General features: G+C 64.3%; 19 protein-coding genes. 15 read left to right on the plus strand and 4 right to left on the minus strand.

Translation table 11 applies throughout. The features are described from left to right. Positions 1–194: 194 nt before the first annotated feature. The 3 genes from AC6I6S_RS01425 (at position 195) to AC6I6S_RS01435 (ending at position 2,494) form a co-directional block, all read left to right on the plus strand. Positions 195–1,202, plus strand: coding sequence for a lysylphosphatidylglycerol synthase transmembrane domain-containing protein (locus AC6I6S_RS01425; protein WP_497947933.1), 1,008 nt, complete (start codon positions 195–197; stop codon positions 1,200–1,202). Positions 1,203–1,245: 43 nt separating this feature from the next. Next, positions 1,246–1,956, plus strand: coding sequence for a DUF7117 family protein (locus AC6I6S_RS01430; protein ID WP_497947934.1), 711 nt, complete (start codon positions 1,246–1,248; stop codon positions 1,954–1,956). Positions 1,957–2,017: 61 nt separating this feature from the next. After that, on the plus strand, positions 2,018–2,494 hold the full coding sequence (locus tag AC6I6S_RS01435) for a hypothetical protein (protein ID WP_497947935.1): 477 nt from the start codon (positions 2,018–2,020) through the stop codon (positions 2,492–2,494). A gap of 18 nt (positions 2,495–2,512) precedes the next feature. Here the strand turns inward: AC6I6S_RS01435 and AC6I6S_RS01440 are convergent, their stop codons facing one another. Both AC6I6S_RS01440 and glyA read right to left on the minus strand, forming a co-directional pair. After that, a complete protein-coding gene (locus AC6I6S_RS01440) occupies positions 2,513–3,406 on the minus strand; it encodes a bifunctional methylenetetrahydrofolate dehydrogenase/methenyltetrahydrofolate cyclohydrolase (RefSeq protein ID WP_497947936.1) in 894 nt (297 codons plus the stop codon). Between the two features lie 245 nt (positions 3,407–3,651). Then, the gene (glyA, locus tag AC6I6S_RS01445) at positions 3,652–4,899 is read right to left on the minus strand and encodes a serine hydroxymethyltransferase (protein ID WP_497947937.1); all 1,248 of its coding nucleotides are present in this window, start codon (positions 4,897–4,899) and stop codon (positions 3,652–3,654) included. Positions 4,900–5,172: 273 nt separating this feature from the next. On the opposite strand from glyA, the gene tbsP reads away from it, so the two are divergent. The 8 genes from tbsP to AC6I6S_RS01485 all read left to right on the plus strand — a co-directional run bounded on the left by tbsP (position 5,173) and on the right by AC6I6S_RS01485 (position 10,742). Further along, positions 5,173–5,991, plus strand: a complete 819-nt coding sequence (gene tbsP, locus AC6I6S_RS01450) for a transcriptional regulator TbsP (RefSeq protein WP_497947938.1) — start codon at positions 5,173–5,175, stop codon at positions 5,989–5,991. Positions 5,992–6,299: 308 nt separating this feature from the next. After that, positions 6,300–7,004, plus strand: coding sequence for an RNase P subunit p30 family protein (locus tag AC6I6S_RS01455; protein WP_497947939.1), 705 nt, complete (start codon positions 6,300–6,302; stop codon positions 7,002–7,004). Beyond that, positions 6,988–7,620, plus strand: coding sequence for a class I SAM-dependent methyltransferase (locus AC6I6S_RS01460; protein WP_497947940.1), 633 nt, complete (start codon positions 6,988–6,990; stop codon positions 7,618–7,620). Before AC6I6S_RS01455 ends, AC6I6S_RS01460 begins: the two co-directional genes overlap by 17 nt. Before the next feature lie 5 nt (positions 7,621–7,625). Further along, positions 7,626–8,111 carry an Rpp14/Pop5 family protein gene (locus AC6I6S_RS01465; RefSeq protein ID WP_497947941.1) on the plus strand — a complete coding sequence of 162 codons (486 nt, stop codon included), beginning with the start codon at positions 7,626–7,628 and terminating at the stop codon, positions 8,109–8,111. A gap of 4 nt (positions 8,112–8,115) precedes the next feature. Continuing rightward, positions 8,116–8,874, plus strand: coding sequence for an archaeal proteasome endopeptidase complex subunit alpha (gene psmA / locus AC6I6S_RS01470; RefSeq protein ID WP_497947942.1), 759 nt, complete (start codon positions 8,116–8,118; stop codon positions 8,872–8,874). A 157-nt stretch (positions 8,875–9,031) separates the two neighbouring features. Then, a complete protein-coding gene (locus AC6I6S_RS01475) occupies positions 9,032–9,757 on the plus strand; it encodes a ribosome assembly factor SBDS (RefSeq protein WP_497947943.1) in 726 nt (241 codons plus the stop codon). Between the two features lie 124 nt (positions 9,758–9,881). Further along, positions 9,882–10,115 (plus strand): hypothetical protein, encoded by a 234-nt coding sequence (locus AC6I6S_RS01480; RefSeq protein WP_497947944.1) that lies wholly within the window; start codon positions 9,882–9,884, stop codon positions 10,113–10,115. A 369-nt stretch (positions 10,116–10,484) separates the two neighbouring features. Continuing rightward, positions 10,485–10,742 carry a hypothetical protein gene (locus AC6I6S_RS01485; RefSeq protein WP_497947945.1) on the plus strand — a complete coding sequence of 86 codons (258 nt, stop codon included), beginning with the start codon at positions 10,485–10,487 and terminating at the stop codon, positions 10,740–10,742. Positions 10,743–10,835: 93 nt separating this feature from the next. Here the strand turns inward: AC6I6S_RS01485 and AC6I6S_RS01490 are convergent, their stop codons facing one another. Next, the gene (locus AC6I6S_RS01490) at positions 10,836–11,141 is read right to left on the minus strand and encodes an FUN14 domain-containing protein (RefSeq protein ID WP_497947946.1); all 306 of its coding nucleotides are present in this window, start codon (positions 11,139–11,141) and stop codon (positions 10,836–10,838) included. A gap of 282 nt (positions 11,142–11,423) precedes the next feature. On the opposite strand from AC6I6S_RS01490, the gene hflX reads away from it, so the two are divergent. The 3 genes from hflX (at position 11,424) to AC6I6S_RS01505 (ending at position 14,358) form a co-directional block, all read left to right on the plus strand. Then, the gene (hflX, locus tag AC6I6S_RS01495) at positions 11,424–12,725 is read left to right on the plus strand and encodes a GTPase HflX (RefSeq protein WP_497947947.1); all 1,302 of its coding nucleotides are present in this window, start codon (positions 11,424–11,426) and stop codon (positions 12,723–12,725) included. Positions 12,726–12,835: 110 nt separating this feature from the next. Continuing rightward, complete coding sequence (locus AC6I6S_RS01500) at positions 12,836–13,990, plus strand: thiolase family protein (protein WP_497947948.1); 1,155 nt, start codon at positions 12,836–12,838, stop codon at positions 13,988–13,990. Continuing rightward, positions 13,987–14,358 carry an OB-fold domain-containing protein gene (locus AC6I6S_RS01505; RefSeq protein WP_497947949.1) on the plus strand — a complete coding sequence of 124 codons (372 nt, stop codon included), beginning with the start codon at positions 13,987–13,989 and terminating at the stop codon, positions 14,356–14,358. The genes AC6I6S_RS01500 and AC6I6S_RS01505 overlap by 4 nt, the downstream gene beginning before the upstream one ends. 24 nt (positions 14,359–14,382) lie before the next feature. Here AC6I6S_RS01505 and AC6I6S_RS01510 read toward each other — a convergent pair whose 3' ends face one another. After that, positions 14,383–15,108 carry a DUF7547 family protein gene (locus AC6I6S_RS01510; RefSeq protein WP_497947950.1) on the minus strand — a complete coding sequence of 242 codons (726 nt, stop codon included), beginning with the start codon at positions 15,106–15,108 and terminating at the stop codon, positions 14,383–14,385. Positions 15,109–15,228: 120 nt separating this feature from the next. Here AC6I6S_RS01510 and AC6I6S_RS01515 point away from each other — a divergent pair, with 120 nt between their 5' ends. After that, positions 15,229–15,984 carry a ribonuclease H-like domain-containing protein gene (locus AC6I6S_RS01515; RefSeq protein WP_497947951.1) on the plus strand — a complete coding sequence of 252 codons (756 nt, stop codon included), beginning with the start codon at positions 15,229–15,231 and terminating at the stop codon, positions 15,982–15,984. The last annotated feature ends 117 nt before the right edge of the window (positions 15,985–16,101 follow it).

The following is a 16,101-nucleotide window of genomic DNA, read 5'->3' on the forward strand; positions in this document are numbered from 1 at the left end:
CGGTAAAATAAGATGACTGTGTTGGATTCGAGACGTTCCGCGGTGATAATTCGTCCCTGGCCCGCCACCGACTGGAAACGTGTCACTGTCCAGGAAGTCCGACACCCACGATACCCGGGTCCAACCTGCGTGTTCGGGCGTGTGTGACCGCTTCGCTCAGAAGATAATTGTACACCGCGTTCGATGGTGGCAGCGTGAAGCGCCGTGCCATCGTGGGGTTCGCTTTCGCTGCCGTCGTCCTCACCGCGCTCGTCAACGTGATCGGAAGCGAGGAGATCATCTCGGAACTCGCGACCGTAAACTATCGTTACCTCGCTCTCGGGGTCGTCTCGGGTGTCCTGGCGCTTACGTTTCGTGGTTTCGTCTGGACGGAGTTTCTCCGGCACGTCGACGAAACGATGTCGCGTACCCGTATCGGTGCGATTTTCCTGACGGCCATGTTCGTCAAGTACGTCACACCGTACGGTCAGGTCACGACTGAGCCGTTCGTCGCGTATCTCGTTTCTCAGGAGGGGGAGATGGCGTACGAAGACGGTCTCGCCGGGGTTATCTCCGCGGGTCTGCTGAACTACGTCCCCTACTACACGTTCGGCTTCCTGGGAGTTCTCTGGATCGGAAGCGCCGAAATCGTCGGGGGCGATATGGTCACGCAACTCGTCGCCTTCGTCATCCTGTTCGCCGTCGGCGTCGTCGTCCTGTACGTCGCCGTAAGACACCCGCCGGTCGTCTACCGGCTGGCCCTCGAACTCGCCGCGCTCGGTCGCGGATCGATCGGACGATTCTCGGATCGGATCAGGGGTGCACTCGCAGAGGACATCGTCCGCCGGCGACTCGACGGGTTCTACGGGACCATCGACACGATCACGTCGGACAAGCGGTTGCTCGCGACCGGCGTGCTGTCCGCTCACGCCGGGATGCTATTTCTCATGCTGCCTGTGTATATCGGAGCCAGCGCACTCGGCTACCGGCTCAGCTTCGCCGTTGTTGCAGTCACCGTCGCGCTCGGCAAACTCGGCTCGATCGTTCCGGCGCCCGGCGGAACCGGTGGCGTGGAGGCGATCGTCACGGCGGGACTGACCGCTCTTGGCAACCTCGACTGGGCCGTCGCTTTCACTGTCGCGCTGCTCTACCGGCTCTGTACCTACTGGCTCACGGTCGGCGTCGGAGGGTTCTGTGCGACCGCCTTCGTCTTCAGAGACTGAGCCGGCGATGGGACTTTTTGTCTGGTTCGAGTAGCCCTCCCCGATGAAGATCCGTGGCGAGCGCGAGTGCACCGAGTGTGACACCCGCTGGTCGTACTACGAAACCGGCAGCGTCGGCTGTCCCGCCTGTGGTAGCCTCCGGAGCGTGGGCCTCGACGAGCGAACCGAACACACCGACATGGACGTGCCGTTCGATCTCACCGCGGTCCGCAACGAGGTCGACGGGGCGTCGACGCGGGAGCTCGCCACGCAGGCGCGACAGCGGTGTCGCGAGTACATCCGCAAGCGCGGGTTCATCAGGGGCGGCGAGTTACGCGAACTCGACGACACCGCTCTCGCTGCGAGAGAGCTCAGCCACGTCGCTGACGTCGTCGCTCGGGTCTCCCGGCTCGAGGACGCCGAAGAGCTCTACTTCCTGTCGTTGCTCGCCGACGCCGACGACGGCACCCGACCCGACGTCGAGGACGTGCCCCGATCGTTTCACGGCCCGCGGGGACTCGCGTACGCGAGCGCCGTCGACGAGTACAGAGACGATATCCGGACCTGGGTCGCCGATCGTTCGACGACCCCGACCGAACGGAGTCTCCTCGAGTCACTCGGCGATCACGTCAGACGGGTCCAGATGCTCGACGGCGACGTCGAGCCGGCAACCGCGGAGCGCCTGATCGAGGCGACCCGCGACCTCGCGAACGGACTCCGCGGCGACGACGCGGCCCTCGTCCGGGCGGAAGACCGTTTCGAACGACTCGAGTGACGTAGTCCGCAAACGTTCACGAACGGCAACCATCTTTGTCTCCCACCTCGAACCGCTGTCAATGGACGAGTCACGGTTCGAAGAACGACAGCGCCACCCGCCGTGGCTCCTGACCGCGGTGATCGCCTGTTCGATGCCGGCCGTCGTTCTCGTGGCGATTGCGGTCCTCGACGACGCAGGGACCTCCGCAGCCGTCCCGCTGGGGCTGCTCGTCGCACTGACCGCGATTCCCCTGGCGCTGATCGCGCGCGGCGAACTGCTGACGCGGGTCGACGATCGCGGACTTTCGATCCGATACTCGCCGTTTCACCGATCGGAGCGCCGGATCCCGTTCGATACGATCGAATCACTCGAGCGGGGGGAGCGACGTTCGCACGGGTACGGAATCCAGTGGACTCGAGCCGGTTGGGAGTACGTGCCGGATGCCACCGAGGGTCTCTGGATCCACCGCTATGACGCCGCATCCGTGTTCATCGGGTCGGAGCGACCGCACGACCTCGAGACGGCAATCAGAAACGGACTGCACAGTCACCGGTAGCCAGCCGAGCGACGCTGGCTAGGGAAGGGTGACGTCGACGCCGGTCTGCTCGCTGGCGGCTGCGACCGTGTTGTACAGCAACATCGCACGGGTCATCGGACCGACGCCGCCGGGTACCGGGGTGATCGCGCTCGCCTTCTCGGCTGCCGTCTCGAAGTCGACGTCGCCGACGAGTTCGTACCCCTTCTCGGTGTCGGCGTCCACGCGGTTGACGCCGACGTCGATCACGACTGTCCCCGCCGAGAGCATCGAGCCGTCGACGAGTTCGGGGACACCGACCGCGGCGACGACGATATCCGCGTTGCGCGTCTTCGACGCCAGATCCTCGGTTCGGGAGTGACAGACCGTCACCGTCGCATTGCCGTCGTCGGCCTTCTGCAGCAGGAGATTCGCGAGCGGTTTGCCGACGATCTGCGAGCGGCCGACGATCGTCACGTCAGCGCCCGCCGTCTCGATGTCGTACGCCTCGAGCAGCTTCTGCACGCCGTGGGGCGTACAGGGCCGAAACCGGGTGTCGCCGGCGACGAGCCGACCGACGTTTTCGGGGTGGAAGCCGTCGACGTCTTTGGCAGGGTCGATCCGACGGATCACCTCCCGGTAGTCGATGTGATCGGGAACCGGGTTCTGGACGAGGTAACCGTGGACGTCGGGATCGGCGTTGAGCTCCTCGAGCGTGTCGTACAGTTCCTCCGCGGGCGCGTCGCCGTCGACGTCCACGTGCGTGCCGTCGATGCCGACCTCCTCGCAGTCGCGCTGTTTCATGTTCACGTACGTCTGGCTCGCGGGATCGTCGCCCATCAGCACCGTCGCGAGACCCGGCCGTGAACCGGCGTCGGCAAGGGTCCCGATCGCGTCACCCAGTCCGTCCCGGATCTCGCTCGCCACGGCGTTCCCATCGATGAGTTCGGTCATACTCGAGACGGCGAGCGCGACCCTAATCAACCCTCGGGTTCGTGCCCAATATTCTCCGATCGGGATGAGAACTATACATGTGTGTGCATATTCTCGGGTGCACGAGAGCGGTTTCACTCCGTTCGCCGTGGCCCCATCGTTGCACACGAGATGCTTCGCATCGATAACTGCACAGACAGGAGAATTAGCTCGCGCACGCACGAGAAAACAGAAACATACGCGAGGAACGGACGCGTTCGTGGACCCTACTCGTACAGCGGGTTCGACGCACAGAGTTCGTCGACCGTTTCGCTGACCTCGGCTCTGACGTCCTCGTCGTCGGGCGCGTCGATCACGCGCGCGATACAGTCGGCGACCGTTCGCAGGTCGTCCTCGTCGAACCCGCGCGTCGTCAGTCCGGGCGTCCCTGCCCGAATGCCACTCGGGTTGAACGCAGACCGCGTCTCGCCGGGAACCGTGTTCGCGTTGAGGACGATACCGGCTGCCTCGAGGGCCTCCTCGGCGTCGCCGCCGGTCGTGTCGGGGTGGGAGTCGCGCAGGTCGACGAGCACGAGGTGGTTGTCCGTTCCGCCGGAGACCAACGAGAAGCCGTGCTCCGAGAGGCGTTCGCCGAGGGCCTTCGCGTTGGCCACCGTTCGCTCGGCGTACTGCTCGAACTCGGACTCGAGCGCTTCGCCGAAGCCGACGGCTTTCCCGGCGATGTTGTGCATGAGCGGGCCGCCCTGCCCGCCGGGGAACACCGCCGAGTCGACGTCGTCGGCGTACTCCTCGTCGCACATGACGATTCCGCCGCGACCGGAGCGGATCGTCTTGTGGGTGCTACCGGTGACGAAGTCGGCGATGCCGACCGGCGAGTCGTGGACGCCCGCCGCGACCAGGCCCGTGATGTGGGCGATGTCGGCGAGGTGAAGTGCGTCAGCGGCGTCGGCGGCCTCCTGGACGTGTTCCCACTCGACTTCGCGCGGGTACGCGGAGTAACCCGAGACGATGATGTCCGGGTCGAACGCCTCGGCGTGCTCGCGCAGGCCGTCGTAGTCGAGGTAGCCCGTCTCGGGGTCGACCTCGTACTGTTCGACCTCGTAGAGCTGTCCGGTGAAGTTCGCGGGGTGGCCGTGGCTGAGGTGGCCGCCGTGGCTCAGGTCGAGGGAGAGGATCTTATCGCCCGGCTCGAGCATGGCGAAGTAGACAGCCTGGTTGGCCTGCGTCCCCGAGTGTGGCTGAACGTTGACGTGCTCGGCTCCGAACAGCTCCGTGGCCCGTTCGATAGCGAGCTCTTCGACCACGTCGGCGTACTCACAGCCGCCGTAGTAGCGGGCGCCGGGGTACCCCTCGGCGTACTTGTTGGTTAGCGCACTTCCCTGGGCGTCGAGGACGGCGCGACTCACGTGGTTCTCGCTCGCGATCATCGAAAGCGTCGACTGCTGGCGCTCGACTTCGTTTTCGAGTGCGTCGGCGACGGCCGGATCGACGGCCCGAACGTGCTCGTGGTCCATATCCGATGGACCGTCTGGCTGCTGTATAAGTGTACCCTTCCGTCCCAATTCGAACAATCAGTGTCCGAACCGCTTCGACCCCGGTGAGTATCGATTTCCACCGCCGGAGACGCAGCTTCCGAACGCACGCTACTGCTACTCTCCCGGCATGGTTCCAAATGGATATTATCATAGCTATTGCAAATATTACACTGTCCTGGCCTGATCAGAACTTCTGACGTGAGGAACACCGACAAAAATAAGTATAATGATGGCAATTACTTATCCAGGGAAATGAACTCGAATTTACTAAACAATCAGATAGGGGATATCCTCGAGTCGGTTCTCGAGGAGACGACGGGAGACGTCTACCTGATCAACCCGTCCCGGGAGGCTATCGAGGAGTTCATCACGGTTGCGACCGGGTTCGACGGCGACCTGCCGACGGTTCATATGCTCGCCGACGAGCGAACGCTCAAGGACGTGATGGACGACTTCATCGTTGCCTCGAACGCGGCCGATCTCATCGACGCAGATGCTCTCGATCTCAGGGCGCTCACCCAGGCACCGGAGAACTCGCTGTTGATCACCGACGACCGCGTCATCGCGCTCGTCCACGCCGGCGACCGCGTCGGGGGTCTCGCAACCGACGACGAAGACTTCGTCGAAGCGGCCACGGATACCTACGCGAGTCGGTGGGAGGACGCGGCGGCGTTCAACCTCCGGACGCCACCGATCACGCGCGTCCGAGAAACCCTCTCCGAGGAGATCGGCGACGACGCCGAGGCGGATTTCACCGCGATCCTGGAGTCGCTCGAGACCGCCCGCGGCGACGGCGACGGCCTCGACGAGGTCACGATCTCGCTGCTCGTCGCGGCGAAGAATCAGGCGCTGCTGTACGACATCTCGAAGTGGGGCGAGGACGTCGGTATCGCTAGCAAGGCGACGTTCAGCCGGACGAAGACCAAACTCGAGGACATGGGCCTGATCGACACCGAGAAGGTTCCGATCGACGTCGGTCGCCCCCGCTTGCGCCTGAAGATCGGCGACGAGCGCCTCGAGGAGGCCGATAACGGGCAGCTGGCGACGGTGGCTGAGTCGATTCTCAACTAACAACCTTTTACTCTGCGTTCTGGCGGTCTGACGACAGCTATGCTGTCGCACAGCCCGCCGTCACTCGGTAAAAGGTTGATCAAAAGCACTCCTCGTTCCTCTCCGCTCGCTTTACTCGCGTCGAGTCAGTCGTCGGCCCGCTCGCAGCCTTCGGCTGCTCGCGGCGAGTGTCGGTGAACAGCCTCCCCTTCCCCGGGTCCCACGTCCTCGCAGCTCGCTCGGACGTGCTCCCGGCCACCGACCTCACAGCACGGCACAATCGGTCGCGTGGCGCAACTCCCAAGTCATCGCCGCGTAACCGTTCGAGTATGTACGAGGCGGTCCACGCCCATCCCGACGGAGAGAGCACGGTCGCCAGGGTCGCGAAGACGGCGGCCGACTACGGCTTCGAGGGTGTGGTGGTTCGGAACCACTCGAGCGCCCGCGCCGACTACGACGGGGCGCGGATCGCCGAGGAGTACGGGATCGACGTCGTTTCCGGCGTCGAGATCCGGGCGGACAGTCCCGAACAGGCGAGCGGCTCGGTCGGCAACTTCCGTCCCTCGCACACGATCCTCGCGGTCGAGGGCGGTTCGAACGCGATGAACCGATTCACCGTCGAACAGGCGAAAGTCGACGTGCTCGCCCATCCGATGGCCGGCGGTGGCGACATCAATCACGTTCTGGCGAAGGCGGCCGGCGAGAACGGGGTGCACCTCGAGTTCTCGCTCGCGCCCGCCCTCCGAAAGAGCGGCGGCCAGCGGGTGCGGGCGCTCCGGTCGCTGCGAAAACTCCGCGAGATCGTCGACTACTACGACGCGCCCTACGTCGTCAGCGCCGATCCCCGGAGCCACCTCGAGCTTCGCGCGCCGCGGGAGCTTCGCGCGGTCGGCAAACAGCTCGGCGTCGACGGCGAGTGGATCGCCGAGGGACTGCGAGCGTGGGGGCGACTCGCCGAGCGCAATCGCCGCGTCCAGTCCGATTCGTTCATTGAGCCGGGGGTCGAACGGGGCAGGTATGAAGAAAACGGTTGAGGAACACGCCGCCAGATTCGACGAGAAGGCCACCGAGTACGACGAGTCCAAATCCGACGAGTACCACGCGTGTGCGAACCTCGTGATCGAGCACGCCGCCCCGGGCGAGGACGACGTGGTCCTCGATCTGGCCACCGGAACGGGCGCCATCGCGCTCGCGCTCGCCACGGACGCAAAGCGGGTCGTCGGCCGCGATATCAGCGAGGGGATGATGGAAGAAGCGAGAGCGAAGGCCGACGACGAGGGCATCGAGAACGTCGAGTTCGACTACGGCACGTTCCGGGAGCCCGAGTACGACGGTCCCGTCGACGTGGTTACCTCGAACTTCGCGATGCACCACCTCTCGGACGAGGAAAAGCGCGAGGCGATCGACGTCATCGCGGGCCTCGAGCCCCGGAAGTTCGTCCTCGGTGACCTGATGTTCTTCGGCGAACCGGACCCCGACGAGCCGTTTTACGGTCCCGAGGTCGACGATCCGGCGACCGTCGGTACCCTCGCGGACGCCTTTACCGATGCCGGCTTCTCGCTGACGGCTGTCGAACGAATCCACGACCAGGTCGGCGTGCTCGTCGCGGAGGCACCCCGCGACGGCGCGGGTGACAGCGAGAGCGCGTAACTGCCGTGAAGCACCTTCCGAAACACCTCCGCCCGCGGTGGCGGTATCTCGCTGTCGGCCTCGAGGCCTGGCCGGACGCCTCGATCAGCCGGCGGTCGTTCCAGCGGGCGGTGTGGTACGCAGGGCAGAACCTGCTGGGGGACCCGGGAAGCGCCGACGCCGATCTCACGGTCGTCCGGTTTCGGTTCGCTGACGGCGTCGGCGAGGCGCTCGTGAAGGTCCGCCACGGCGAGGCCGAACCCGCGCGAGCGGCGATCGCCTGTATCGACGAGATTGACGGCGAGGCGGTCGGGATCAGGGTTCGCGGTATCAGTGGCACGATCCGTGCCGCTGAAGAAAAGTATTTAGGACGCCGCGGGCAAGTTCCGGAAGAGAGAAACGTCGTGTTCGAGAACGAAGAGCGAGTCGCTGTCACACGGAACGGAGCGGCAGATGTGCGACTCGACGATGCGTTCGTAGGCACGACAAACCTCGATTACGATTTAGCGTGATACTATGCAGGGACAAGCCCAACAGCAGGCGTACGACCGCGGCATCACGATCTTCTCGCCCGACGGCCGACTCTACCAGGTGGAGTACGCCCGCGAGGCGGTCAAACGTGGGACGGCGAGTATCGGTGTTCGAACGAACGGCGGCGTCGTCCTCGCGGTCGACAAGCGGATTCCCTCTCGACTCATGGAGGAATCGAGCGTCGAGAAGATCCACAAAGCCGACAACCACATCGGCATCGCGAACGCGGGCCACGTCGCCGACGCCCGTCAACTGATCGACTTCGCCCGCCGACAGGCCCAGGTCAATCACCTCCGCTACGGCGAGCCGATCGGCGTCGAGAGCCTCACGAAGGAGATCACCGACCACATCCAGCAGTACACGCAGGTCGGCGGCGCACGCCCGTTCGGTGTCGCGCTGATCGTCGGCGGCATCGAGAACGGCGAACCGCGCCTGTTCGAGACCGATCCCTCCGGCACGCCCTACGAGTGGAAGGCGCTGGCCGTCGGCGCCGACCGCGGCGAACTCCAGAGCTTCCTCGAGGAGAACTACGACGACGAGAGCGATCTCGAGGGCGGCATCGACCTCGCACTCGACGCACTGGCCTCGACTAACGAGGGCTCGCTCCTGCCGGAGGAGGTCGGCCTCGCGACGATCGACGTCGAAACCGAACGCTTCGAACAGTTCGACAACGACCGGATCGAGGAGGTCCTTCGCGAGAACGACCTGCTCGACGACGGCGAAGAGAGCGACGACGACGAGTAGCGAGACTACCCGCTTTCGAGCGTCTTCTCGCGGTTTCTATCGCCTCGAGACGAATCGCTGTTATCGCGGTCGTGTTTCGCTCTGCGATAGCGGAGGGCACCGGATCGGGTCCGGCGTACGGGAAACACTCTTTTAATTGGCGGAGATACCATCACGTATGATTTCGCTCGACGAGGCGGTGACCGCGCGACTCGAGTCCCACGGCGCGCGGTTCGAAGTGTTGGTCGATCCGGACGCAGCGCTCGCGATCAAACGCGGCGAGTTCGACGGCGACCTGGAGGAAGTGATCGCCGCCGAGGACGTCTTCGACAACGCCTCGACGGGCGACCGGCCCGCGGAGACGGACCTCGAGAAAGTGTTCGACACTACCGACCCCCTCGAGATCATCCCCGAAGTCATCAGGGAGGGGGAGATCCAGATCACGGCCGAACAGCGCCGCGAGATGCAAGAACAGAAGCGAAAACAGCTGATCAACCGAATCACGCGCAACGCGGTCAACCCCCAGATGGACAACGCGCCCCATCCACCGGAGCGCATCGAGAACGCCCTCGAGGAAGCCGGCTTCACGGTCGATCCGATGGTGCCGGTGAGCGAGCAGGTCGACGAGGCCCTGGACGAACTCCGGCCGATCATCCCGATCCGGTTCGAGGAGGTGACCATCGCGGTCCAACTACCCCCGGAGTACGCCGGCAGCGTCCAGGCTCGAGTCCGCCAGTACGGCGACCTGGAGCGCGAGGAGTGGCAGCCCGATGGCTCCTGGGTCGGCGTGGTCACGTTCCCGGCGGGGCTGCAAAACGACTTCTACGACCTGCTCAACGAACACACGAGCGGCGAGGCCGAGACGCGAATCGTCAAGGACAAAGACGAATTGAGCACGCGGTAGCCGAAAACGGGTTTTACCAGTAGCCTGTTCGTCGTTCGGAGTGGGTTCTGAAATGAAGCACTCGACTCGCAACGTTCGGCTGCGGACATAACGTACTTCGGTCCGCAGACAGTAGCGCTCGAACATGGGCGAGGACGACGGGATCGATCTCCACGGCGTCTACATGATCCTCTTGGGGACCATACTCCTGTCGTACCTCGCGTTCGTCCACGGCGACCCCCTCTCGACGGAACCGCTGTCGGAGACGCGACCGCAGCGGACGCCGATCTTCGGAACGGCAGCGAGCGTCGTCAGTATCGCTGTTGGATGGCTGCTAATACTGGGCTACGGCGAGAGAATTACGGCTCGTTTCGGGTAGCGCGTTGGCGGTTCTGTTCGCCGAGAGTACTCCCCCACTCCCCATTACAAGTAACGTCTTTCAAAACGGTCCTTGCTAGGACCAGTCCGTGCTACCTGTGTTTGCAAACGTACCTTTTTACTGCGGGTCCTCGCTCCCTACGGTCGCTCGAACCGCTTGCAAAAATCTACGCTAAAAAGGCCGCTCGCTCCCGCTGGTCGCTCGCGGGTGCAGCGCTGGATGCTCTTCCGCAGCGTTACCTGCACCGCCTGTATCGAACACGGAATTCTAGCCGGGCTGGATTGCAAATAACGATGGCGGCCTGCCATATATGTCTGCACACATATCATCTGTGGAAAACTCTATCAGCCCCGAGTGGAAAGCCGGACTATGCAGCCGAAGACGAGGCGGGGACTGCTTTTTCTTGGCGTCTTCCTCGTCCTGATCAGCCTCCCGTTCTTCTGGTCGACGTGTAGCGATGTAGGATACGGACCCGACGGGCCGCCAGGTGGCTACGAACTCAACGGGTTTACTGGCGTTACAGTCACCTATACACCCGACGGCGGGGTCAATACGTGTACCGCTGGGTTGGGACCGGTGTATCTTCCGCTCGGAATTGCCATGATACTGATTGCGTTCATTCGTTAACTGATTGCTCTGTGCTGGCCGTACCTTTCACGCTCAGAATTGGATACCAAAAGTGTACTCTGCTCTACCGAGACGGATTCGTCCGGCGACGAGTTATCCGCGGCGGAAGCCGATCATGAAGCCGGCGGTGAAGCCGACGCCGAGCGAGAGCGTCGAGATCAGCGACTCGAGCCAGGTCGGATCCGCGTGGTCGGTCGTGCTGATCAGTCCCGCCGACAGCGCGTTCCAGTCGACGATCAGAATGCCCTGTGACTCGAGGTACCGGAAGACGACCAGCTGGAGGCCGATGATGACGGCGATCAGTTTGGCGATTTTCTTCGCGGCGAACCCCATAATCGCGCCGATGACGGCACCGCCGCCGAACTCGAGGCCGAGCGTGGTTGGATCGATCTCTACCATTATCGACTCTGATTCGACTCAGGTAACAAGACTGTTGTGGTAAACAGAGTTTCAGTTTATCACGGGGTGTGTGCCGCCACGGGATTGAAGACGGTTCATCGCGTAGCGGTTACTATGAGTGTCGACCGCAGAACGGAGGTGACCGATCGGCATCCATAGCGTGGCTCCACCGACGACATCCGCCCCGGCGGACGCGTCTCAGAACGTCGTCAACAGTGCCACGAGGCGACGCGTTCCGCCGATGAGTGGCAACGCAGTCGCTTCTCCAATTCCATCCCCACCATGAGAGCGATCATCGCGAAACGCGTCGACTCAGGAACGCCGGACACGGAAGAGATCACCGATCTCGCCCGCGCGGCGGGCTACGAGGTCGTCGGCGAAGTGACACAGTCGCGAACGGCTGACGCCGCCCTCCAGCTGGGCGAAGGCAAGGCGAACGAGCTGGCCGAAAAGGCCGAAATGGCCGACGTCACGACGGTCATCTTCGACAACCGACTGGGGCCGTACCAGATGTACAACCTCGGCCAGCTGTTGCCCGAGGGCGTCGAGGTGATCGACCGCTTTACGCTGATCCTCGAGATATTCGGCCAGCGCGCCCAGACCCGGAAGGCACAGCTCCAGGTCGAACTCGCCGAACTGCGGTACGAATTGCCGCGCGCGGAGGCGAAAACCAGCCTCGCCAAGCGCGACGAACACCCCGGGTTCATGGGGCTCGGCGAGTACGACGAGAGCCGCGAGCGCGACATCAAGGCCCAGATCAGCCGGATTCGGGACGAACTCGAGCAGATCGAGCAGACCGAAGAACACCGCCGCGAACGCCGCCGGGACTCCGGTTTCGATCTGGCCGCCCTCGCCGGCTACACGAACGCCGGCAAGTCGACGCTGCTGCGGCAGTTGGCAACCGATCTCGAGGTCGGAGAGAACGAGGGACTCCATCCGGATCTAGACGCGACCGCCGAATCCCAGGACCGGCTGTTTACCACCCTCGGGACGACGACCCGGCGCGCCGACATCGAGCCGCGGGACGTGCTCGTCACCGACACGGTCGGCTTCATCAGCGACCTCCCTCACTGGCTGGTCGAGTCGTTCAAGTCGACGCTGGACTCGGTGTACCGAGCGGACCTCGTCTTGCTGGTCGTCGACGTCAGCGAACCGATCGACGAGATCCACGAGAAGCTCGTCACCTGCCACGACACGCTCTACGAGCGAAACGAGGCCCCGATCGTGACCGTGCTGAATAAGATCGATCGGGTAAGCGAGGACGAACTCGAGGAGAAGCGGAGTGCTCTCTCGGCACTCGCACCCAATCCCGTTACCGTCAGCGCCCGGGAGGGAACGAACGTCGAGGAGTTGCTCGAGCGGATCGACGCGGAACTCCCCGACTGGCGCGAGGAGCGACTGGTGTTGCCGATGGCCGACGAAACGATGAGTCTCGTCTCCTGGATCCACGACAACGCCCACGTCGACGACGTCACGTACGGCGACGACGACGTGCTGGTTTCCTTTGCAGCCCGGCCGGCAGTCATCGAGCGAGCCCGTTCTCGCGCGAGCGAGCTTCGGACCCCGTCGGCGGAATCGGCGTAACTCGTCGAAAGCCGTCACTGCTGACTTCCGCAGCCGTCGCCGACCGCGATCGGACCGCATTCCGGGCGTAGACCCCATCATATAAACCGTAGACGTGAGTCTGTGGGTGCATGGAACGTGTCGCGATCATCGGTTCCTCGATGACCCAGTTCGGCCAGCGCGACGGCTGGATCCGCGACCTCCTCGCGGAGGCCGGCATCGCCTGCCTCTCCGATTCGGGGGTCGAACCGGGCGACGTCGAGCACCTGTACGTATCGAACATGGCCAGCGGCGAGTTCGAGGGCCAGGGCGGGATCATGAACGCTCTCGCGCACGACCTCGGGGCGCTGCCCGCCTACACCGAGCGGGTTGACCAGACGAGTTCGAGCGGTGGCGCGGGCATCTACGCCGCCTGGCGCTCGATCGCCAGCGGTGCCAGTGAGATGACCTTGCTCGTCGGCGGCGAGAAGATGACCCACCGCTCGACGGCCGAGGCTACCGACGTAATCGCCTCGATCACACACCCCTGCGAGTACAAACATGGCGTCACTCTCCCCTCCTTCGCGGGGATGACCGCACGTCACTACCTCGAGCGCTTCGACGCGCCCCGCGAGAGCCTGGCGAAAGTCGCGGTGAAGAATCACAAACACGGCGTCGACAACCCCCACGCCCAGTTCCGCAAGGAAGTCGATCTGGAGACGGTCCTCGAGAGCCCCATCGTCGCCGACCCGCTCAGGCTGTACGACTTCTGTCCAATCACCGACGGAAGCGCGGCGCTCATGTTTTGTCCCGAATCGGTCGCGAAGGAGTACACCGACGAATACGCGGTCGTGGCGGGCGTCGCCGGCGCGACCGACACCCACGTCGTCCACGAACGACCCGATCCGACGGTGATGGGCGGCGTCGTCGACAGCGGTGAGGCGGCCTACGAGATGAGCGGCTACGGCCCCGGGGAGATCGACGTCGCCGAACTCCACGACATGTTCACGATCCTCGAGCTCCTCCAGATGGAGGGGCTCGGCTTCGCCCATCAGGGTGAGGCCTGGAAGCGCGTCGACGCGGGCGAGACCGATCGCGACGGCGAACTACCGATCAACACCTCCGGCGGCCTGAAGTCGAAGGGCCACCCGCTCGGCGCCAGCGGCGTCGCCCAGGGCGTCGAGATCTACGAACAGCTCACCGGCGAGGCCGGCCCGCGACAGGTAGACGCCGAGGTCGGTCTCTGTTGTAACGTCGGCGGCTTCGGAAACTGCGTGATCACGACGATCATGGAGGCAGCAGCATGAGCGACCGCGAAATGACCGCCTACCGGTACGGCGACGGTTCGATCAGCTACCCCGGCCACCCCCTCGGCCAGGACGGCGAGGAGCCCGTCGACACCGTCGATCTAAGCGAGTACACCGCGACCGTCGTCACCTGGACGACGAGCACGGCAACCCCGCCGGGAGTCAGAGAGCCGAACCACCTCGCGATCGTCGAGTTCGACGTCGGCGAGGACGAATCCGTTCGGGCAATCGGACAGCTCACCACCGACGCAATCGAGACCGGCGACGAAGTCCGTCCGGCCTACGTCGAAGAGCTCCGGGAGCCCGGCGTCGGAATAAAACTTCCCGAGAGTCAGGAGTGGGACGGGTTCCGGTTCGAGCCGGTATAACGCCCGAAGTAACTCGCGTTTTCGCTACCGCCCGCCGCTCGAGTCGTCGCCACCGTCGAAGTTATCAGAGTCGTCGTGCGCGTCGGAGCCGTCTTCTTCGCCCGTATCCTGTCGATCCTCCTCGTCGTTCGAGGATTCGTCAGTCTCGTCCGGCCCGTACTGGTCCCGCAGCGTCTCGAGTTCGGCGTCGACGTCGACGCTCGTCTCCGGGTCGTCGTCAGGCTCCTCGAGTTCGATCGTCTTCACTGACTCCTCGTTCGGATCGCTCGACTCCGCGGTTTCGGTCAGTCGGGCGTCGACGTCGGACCGAAGCGCTCGAGCGTCCTCGAGCAGTTCACGCGCGCGTTCGTTTTCCGGCAGCGCTCCCTCCGAGACGGCGCGCTGAAGCGCGCCCAGCGCACCGTCGAGCTGATCGAGCGTCGTGGCTCGTAGCTCTTCGGCACGTTCCCGCGTGGTATCGGAGGCGTCCCGCGTTCGCTCGCGGGCGTCGTCTGCCGTGCGAGCGAGCCGGAGACTTCGCTGGAACGCCTCGAGCGCGCGCACGTTCGCCTCGAGAATCGCGATCAGCGTCGGGATGGCAACGTCGTCGGCGAACCGCAGTAGCTCGCGTGGTGTCGGCGGTCGGAGCGGGACTCGGGGCCGACGCCGCTCTCGCCGGCGTGACTGGGCTTGGAACTCTCCCTGGAGCTCCCTGAGCGTCTCGGTGAGCTCCCGGATGGCCTCGGCGAGGTCGTCGTCTGCGCGACTCATACGTACTGTATCACCCCCTACATGAAAAACGGGCCGATTCTCGGGGCGACCGTGCGCGCGGAAACGAGAACGCGCCGCGCGACCCAAGCGTTTTTGCTCCCGTCGACCCCCTGAACGAACGTGCGAATCGAGAACAGTTTCATTCCCGTCCGAGGAGTCGGCGAGGCGACCGAGCGACGGCTCTGGGCGAACGGCATCACTCACTGGGACGAGTTCGACGGCAGCGTCGTGGGATCGACGCTTTCCGACCGCATCGAGGCGTTCATCGACGAGGGGCGGACCCACCTCGAGCGCGGGAACCTCGGCTACTTCGCCGAGGAGTTGCCCGCTTCGAGCCGGTGGCGACTCTACGAGAACGTCCGCGAGGAGGCCTGTTTTCTGGACATCGAAACCACGGGACTTGACGCGAATCGGAACGACGTGACGACTGTCAGCGTCCATCGCGGCGGCGAGACGAAGACGTTCGTCAACGGTCGCGACCTCACTGGCGAGCGACTCCAGGCGGAACTCGACGCCGCATCGCTGCTGGTGACGTTCAACGGCCAGCGGTTCGACGTTCCGTTCCTCGAGACCTGCTACGATATCGACGCGGACGTTCCCCACGTCGACCTCATGTACGCCTGTCGAAAGCTGGGTCTCGGGGGCGGGCTCAAGCAGATCGAGACGGATCTGGGGATCGGTCGCGACATGCCCGACATCACCGGCCGCGACGCCGTCAGACTATGGCACGAGTACGAGCGGGGCGACGAGGCGGCGCTCGAAACCCTGGTCGAGTACAACCGGGCCGACACGGCCAACCTCGAGCCGCTGATGGAAACCGTAACGGGACGGCTACACGACGACGTGTTCGAGGCGGCGTGTCAGAACAGCGGGTAGGATCGGCTAACAACCGTGTAGTCGATTCGTTACAATGTTGGTTCCCTGCGGTGCTTCGAACGAAGCCCGGCCCGTCCTTGAGCAGCGGGCGACGACCCGGACACCTAACCCGTGGTA

This window comes from Natrononativus sp. DTA114, from assembly GCF_059736515.1.

Excerpts from the sequence above, each read along its gene's own strand:
- AC6I6S_RS01480 (WP_497947944.1), top strand. The coding sequence starts at position 9,882 with ATGGGCGAGGACGACGGGATCGATCTCCACGGCGTCTACATGATCCTC.
- hflX (WP_497947947.1), top strand. The coding sequence starts at position 11,424 with ATGAGAGCGATCATCGCGAAACGCGTCGACTCAGGAACGCCGGACACG.
- glyA (WP_497947937.1), bottom strand. The coding sequence starts at position 4,899 with ATGGACCACGAGCACGTTCGGGCCGTCGATCCGGCCGTCGCCGACGCA.
- tbsP (WP_497947938.1), top strand. The coding sequence starts at position 5,173 with ATGAACTCGAATTTACTAAACAATCAGATAGGGGATATCCTCGAGTCG.
- AC6I6S_RS01510 (WP_497947950.1), bottom strand. The coding sequence starts at position 15,108 with ATGAGTCGCGCAGACGACGACCTCGCCGAGGCCATCCGGGAGCTCACC.
- psmA (WP_497947942.1), top strand. The coding sequence starts at position 8,116 with ATGCAGGGACAAGCCCAACAGCAGGCGTACGACCGCGGCATCACGATC.
- AC6I6S_RS01430 (WP_497947934.1), top strand. The coding sequence starts at position 1,246 with ATGAAGATCCGTGGCGAGCGCGAGTGCACCGAGTGTGACACCCGCTGG.
- AC6I6S_RS01455 (WP_497947939.1), top strand. The coding sequence starts at position 6,300 with ATGTACGAGGCGGTCCACGCCCATCCCGACGGAGAGAGCACGGTCGCC.
- AC6I6S_RS01440 (WP_497947936.1), bottom strand. The coding sequence starts at position 3,406 with ATGACCGAACTCATCGATGGGAACGCCGTGGCGAGCGAGATCCGGGAC.
- AC6I6S_RS01460 (WP_497947940.1), top strand. The coding sequence starts at position 6,988 with ATGAAGAAAACGGTTGAGGAACACGCCGCCAGATTCGACGAGAAGGCC.
- AC6I6S_RS01505 (WP_497947949.1), top strand. The coding sequence starts at position 13,987 with ATGAGCGACCGCGAAATGACCGCCTACCGGTACGGCGACGGTTCGATC.
- AC6I6S_RS01490 (WP_497947946.1), bottom strand. The coding sequence starts at position 11,141 with ATGGTAGAGATCGATCCAACCACGCTCGGCCTCGAGTTCGGCGGCGGT.
- AC6I6S_RS01500 (WP_497947948.1), top strand. The coding sequence starts at position 12,836 with ATGGAACGTGTCGCGATCATCGGTTCCTCGATGACCCAGTTCGGCCAG.
- AC6I6S_RS01485 (WP_497947945.1), top strand. The coding sequence starts at position 10,485 with ATGCAGCCGAAGACGAGGCGGGGACTGCTTTTTCTTGGCGTCTTCCTC.
- AC6I6S_RS01435 (WP_497947935.1), top strand. The coding sequence starts at position 2,018 with ATGGACGAGTCACGGTTCGAAGAACGACAGCGCCACCCGCCGTGGCTC.
- AC6I6S_RS01475 (WP_497947943.1), top strand. The coding sequence starts at position 9,032 with ATGATTTCGCTCGACGAGGCGGTGACCGCGCGACTCGAGTCCCACGGC.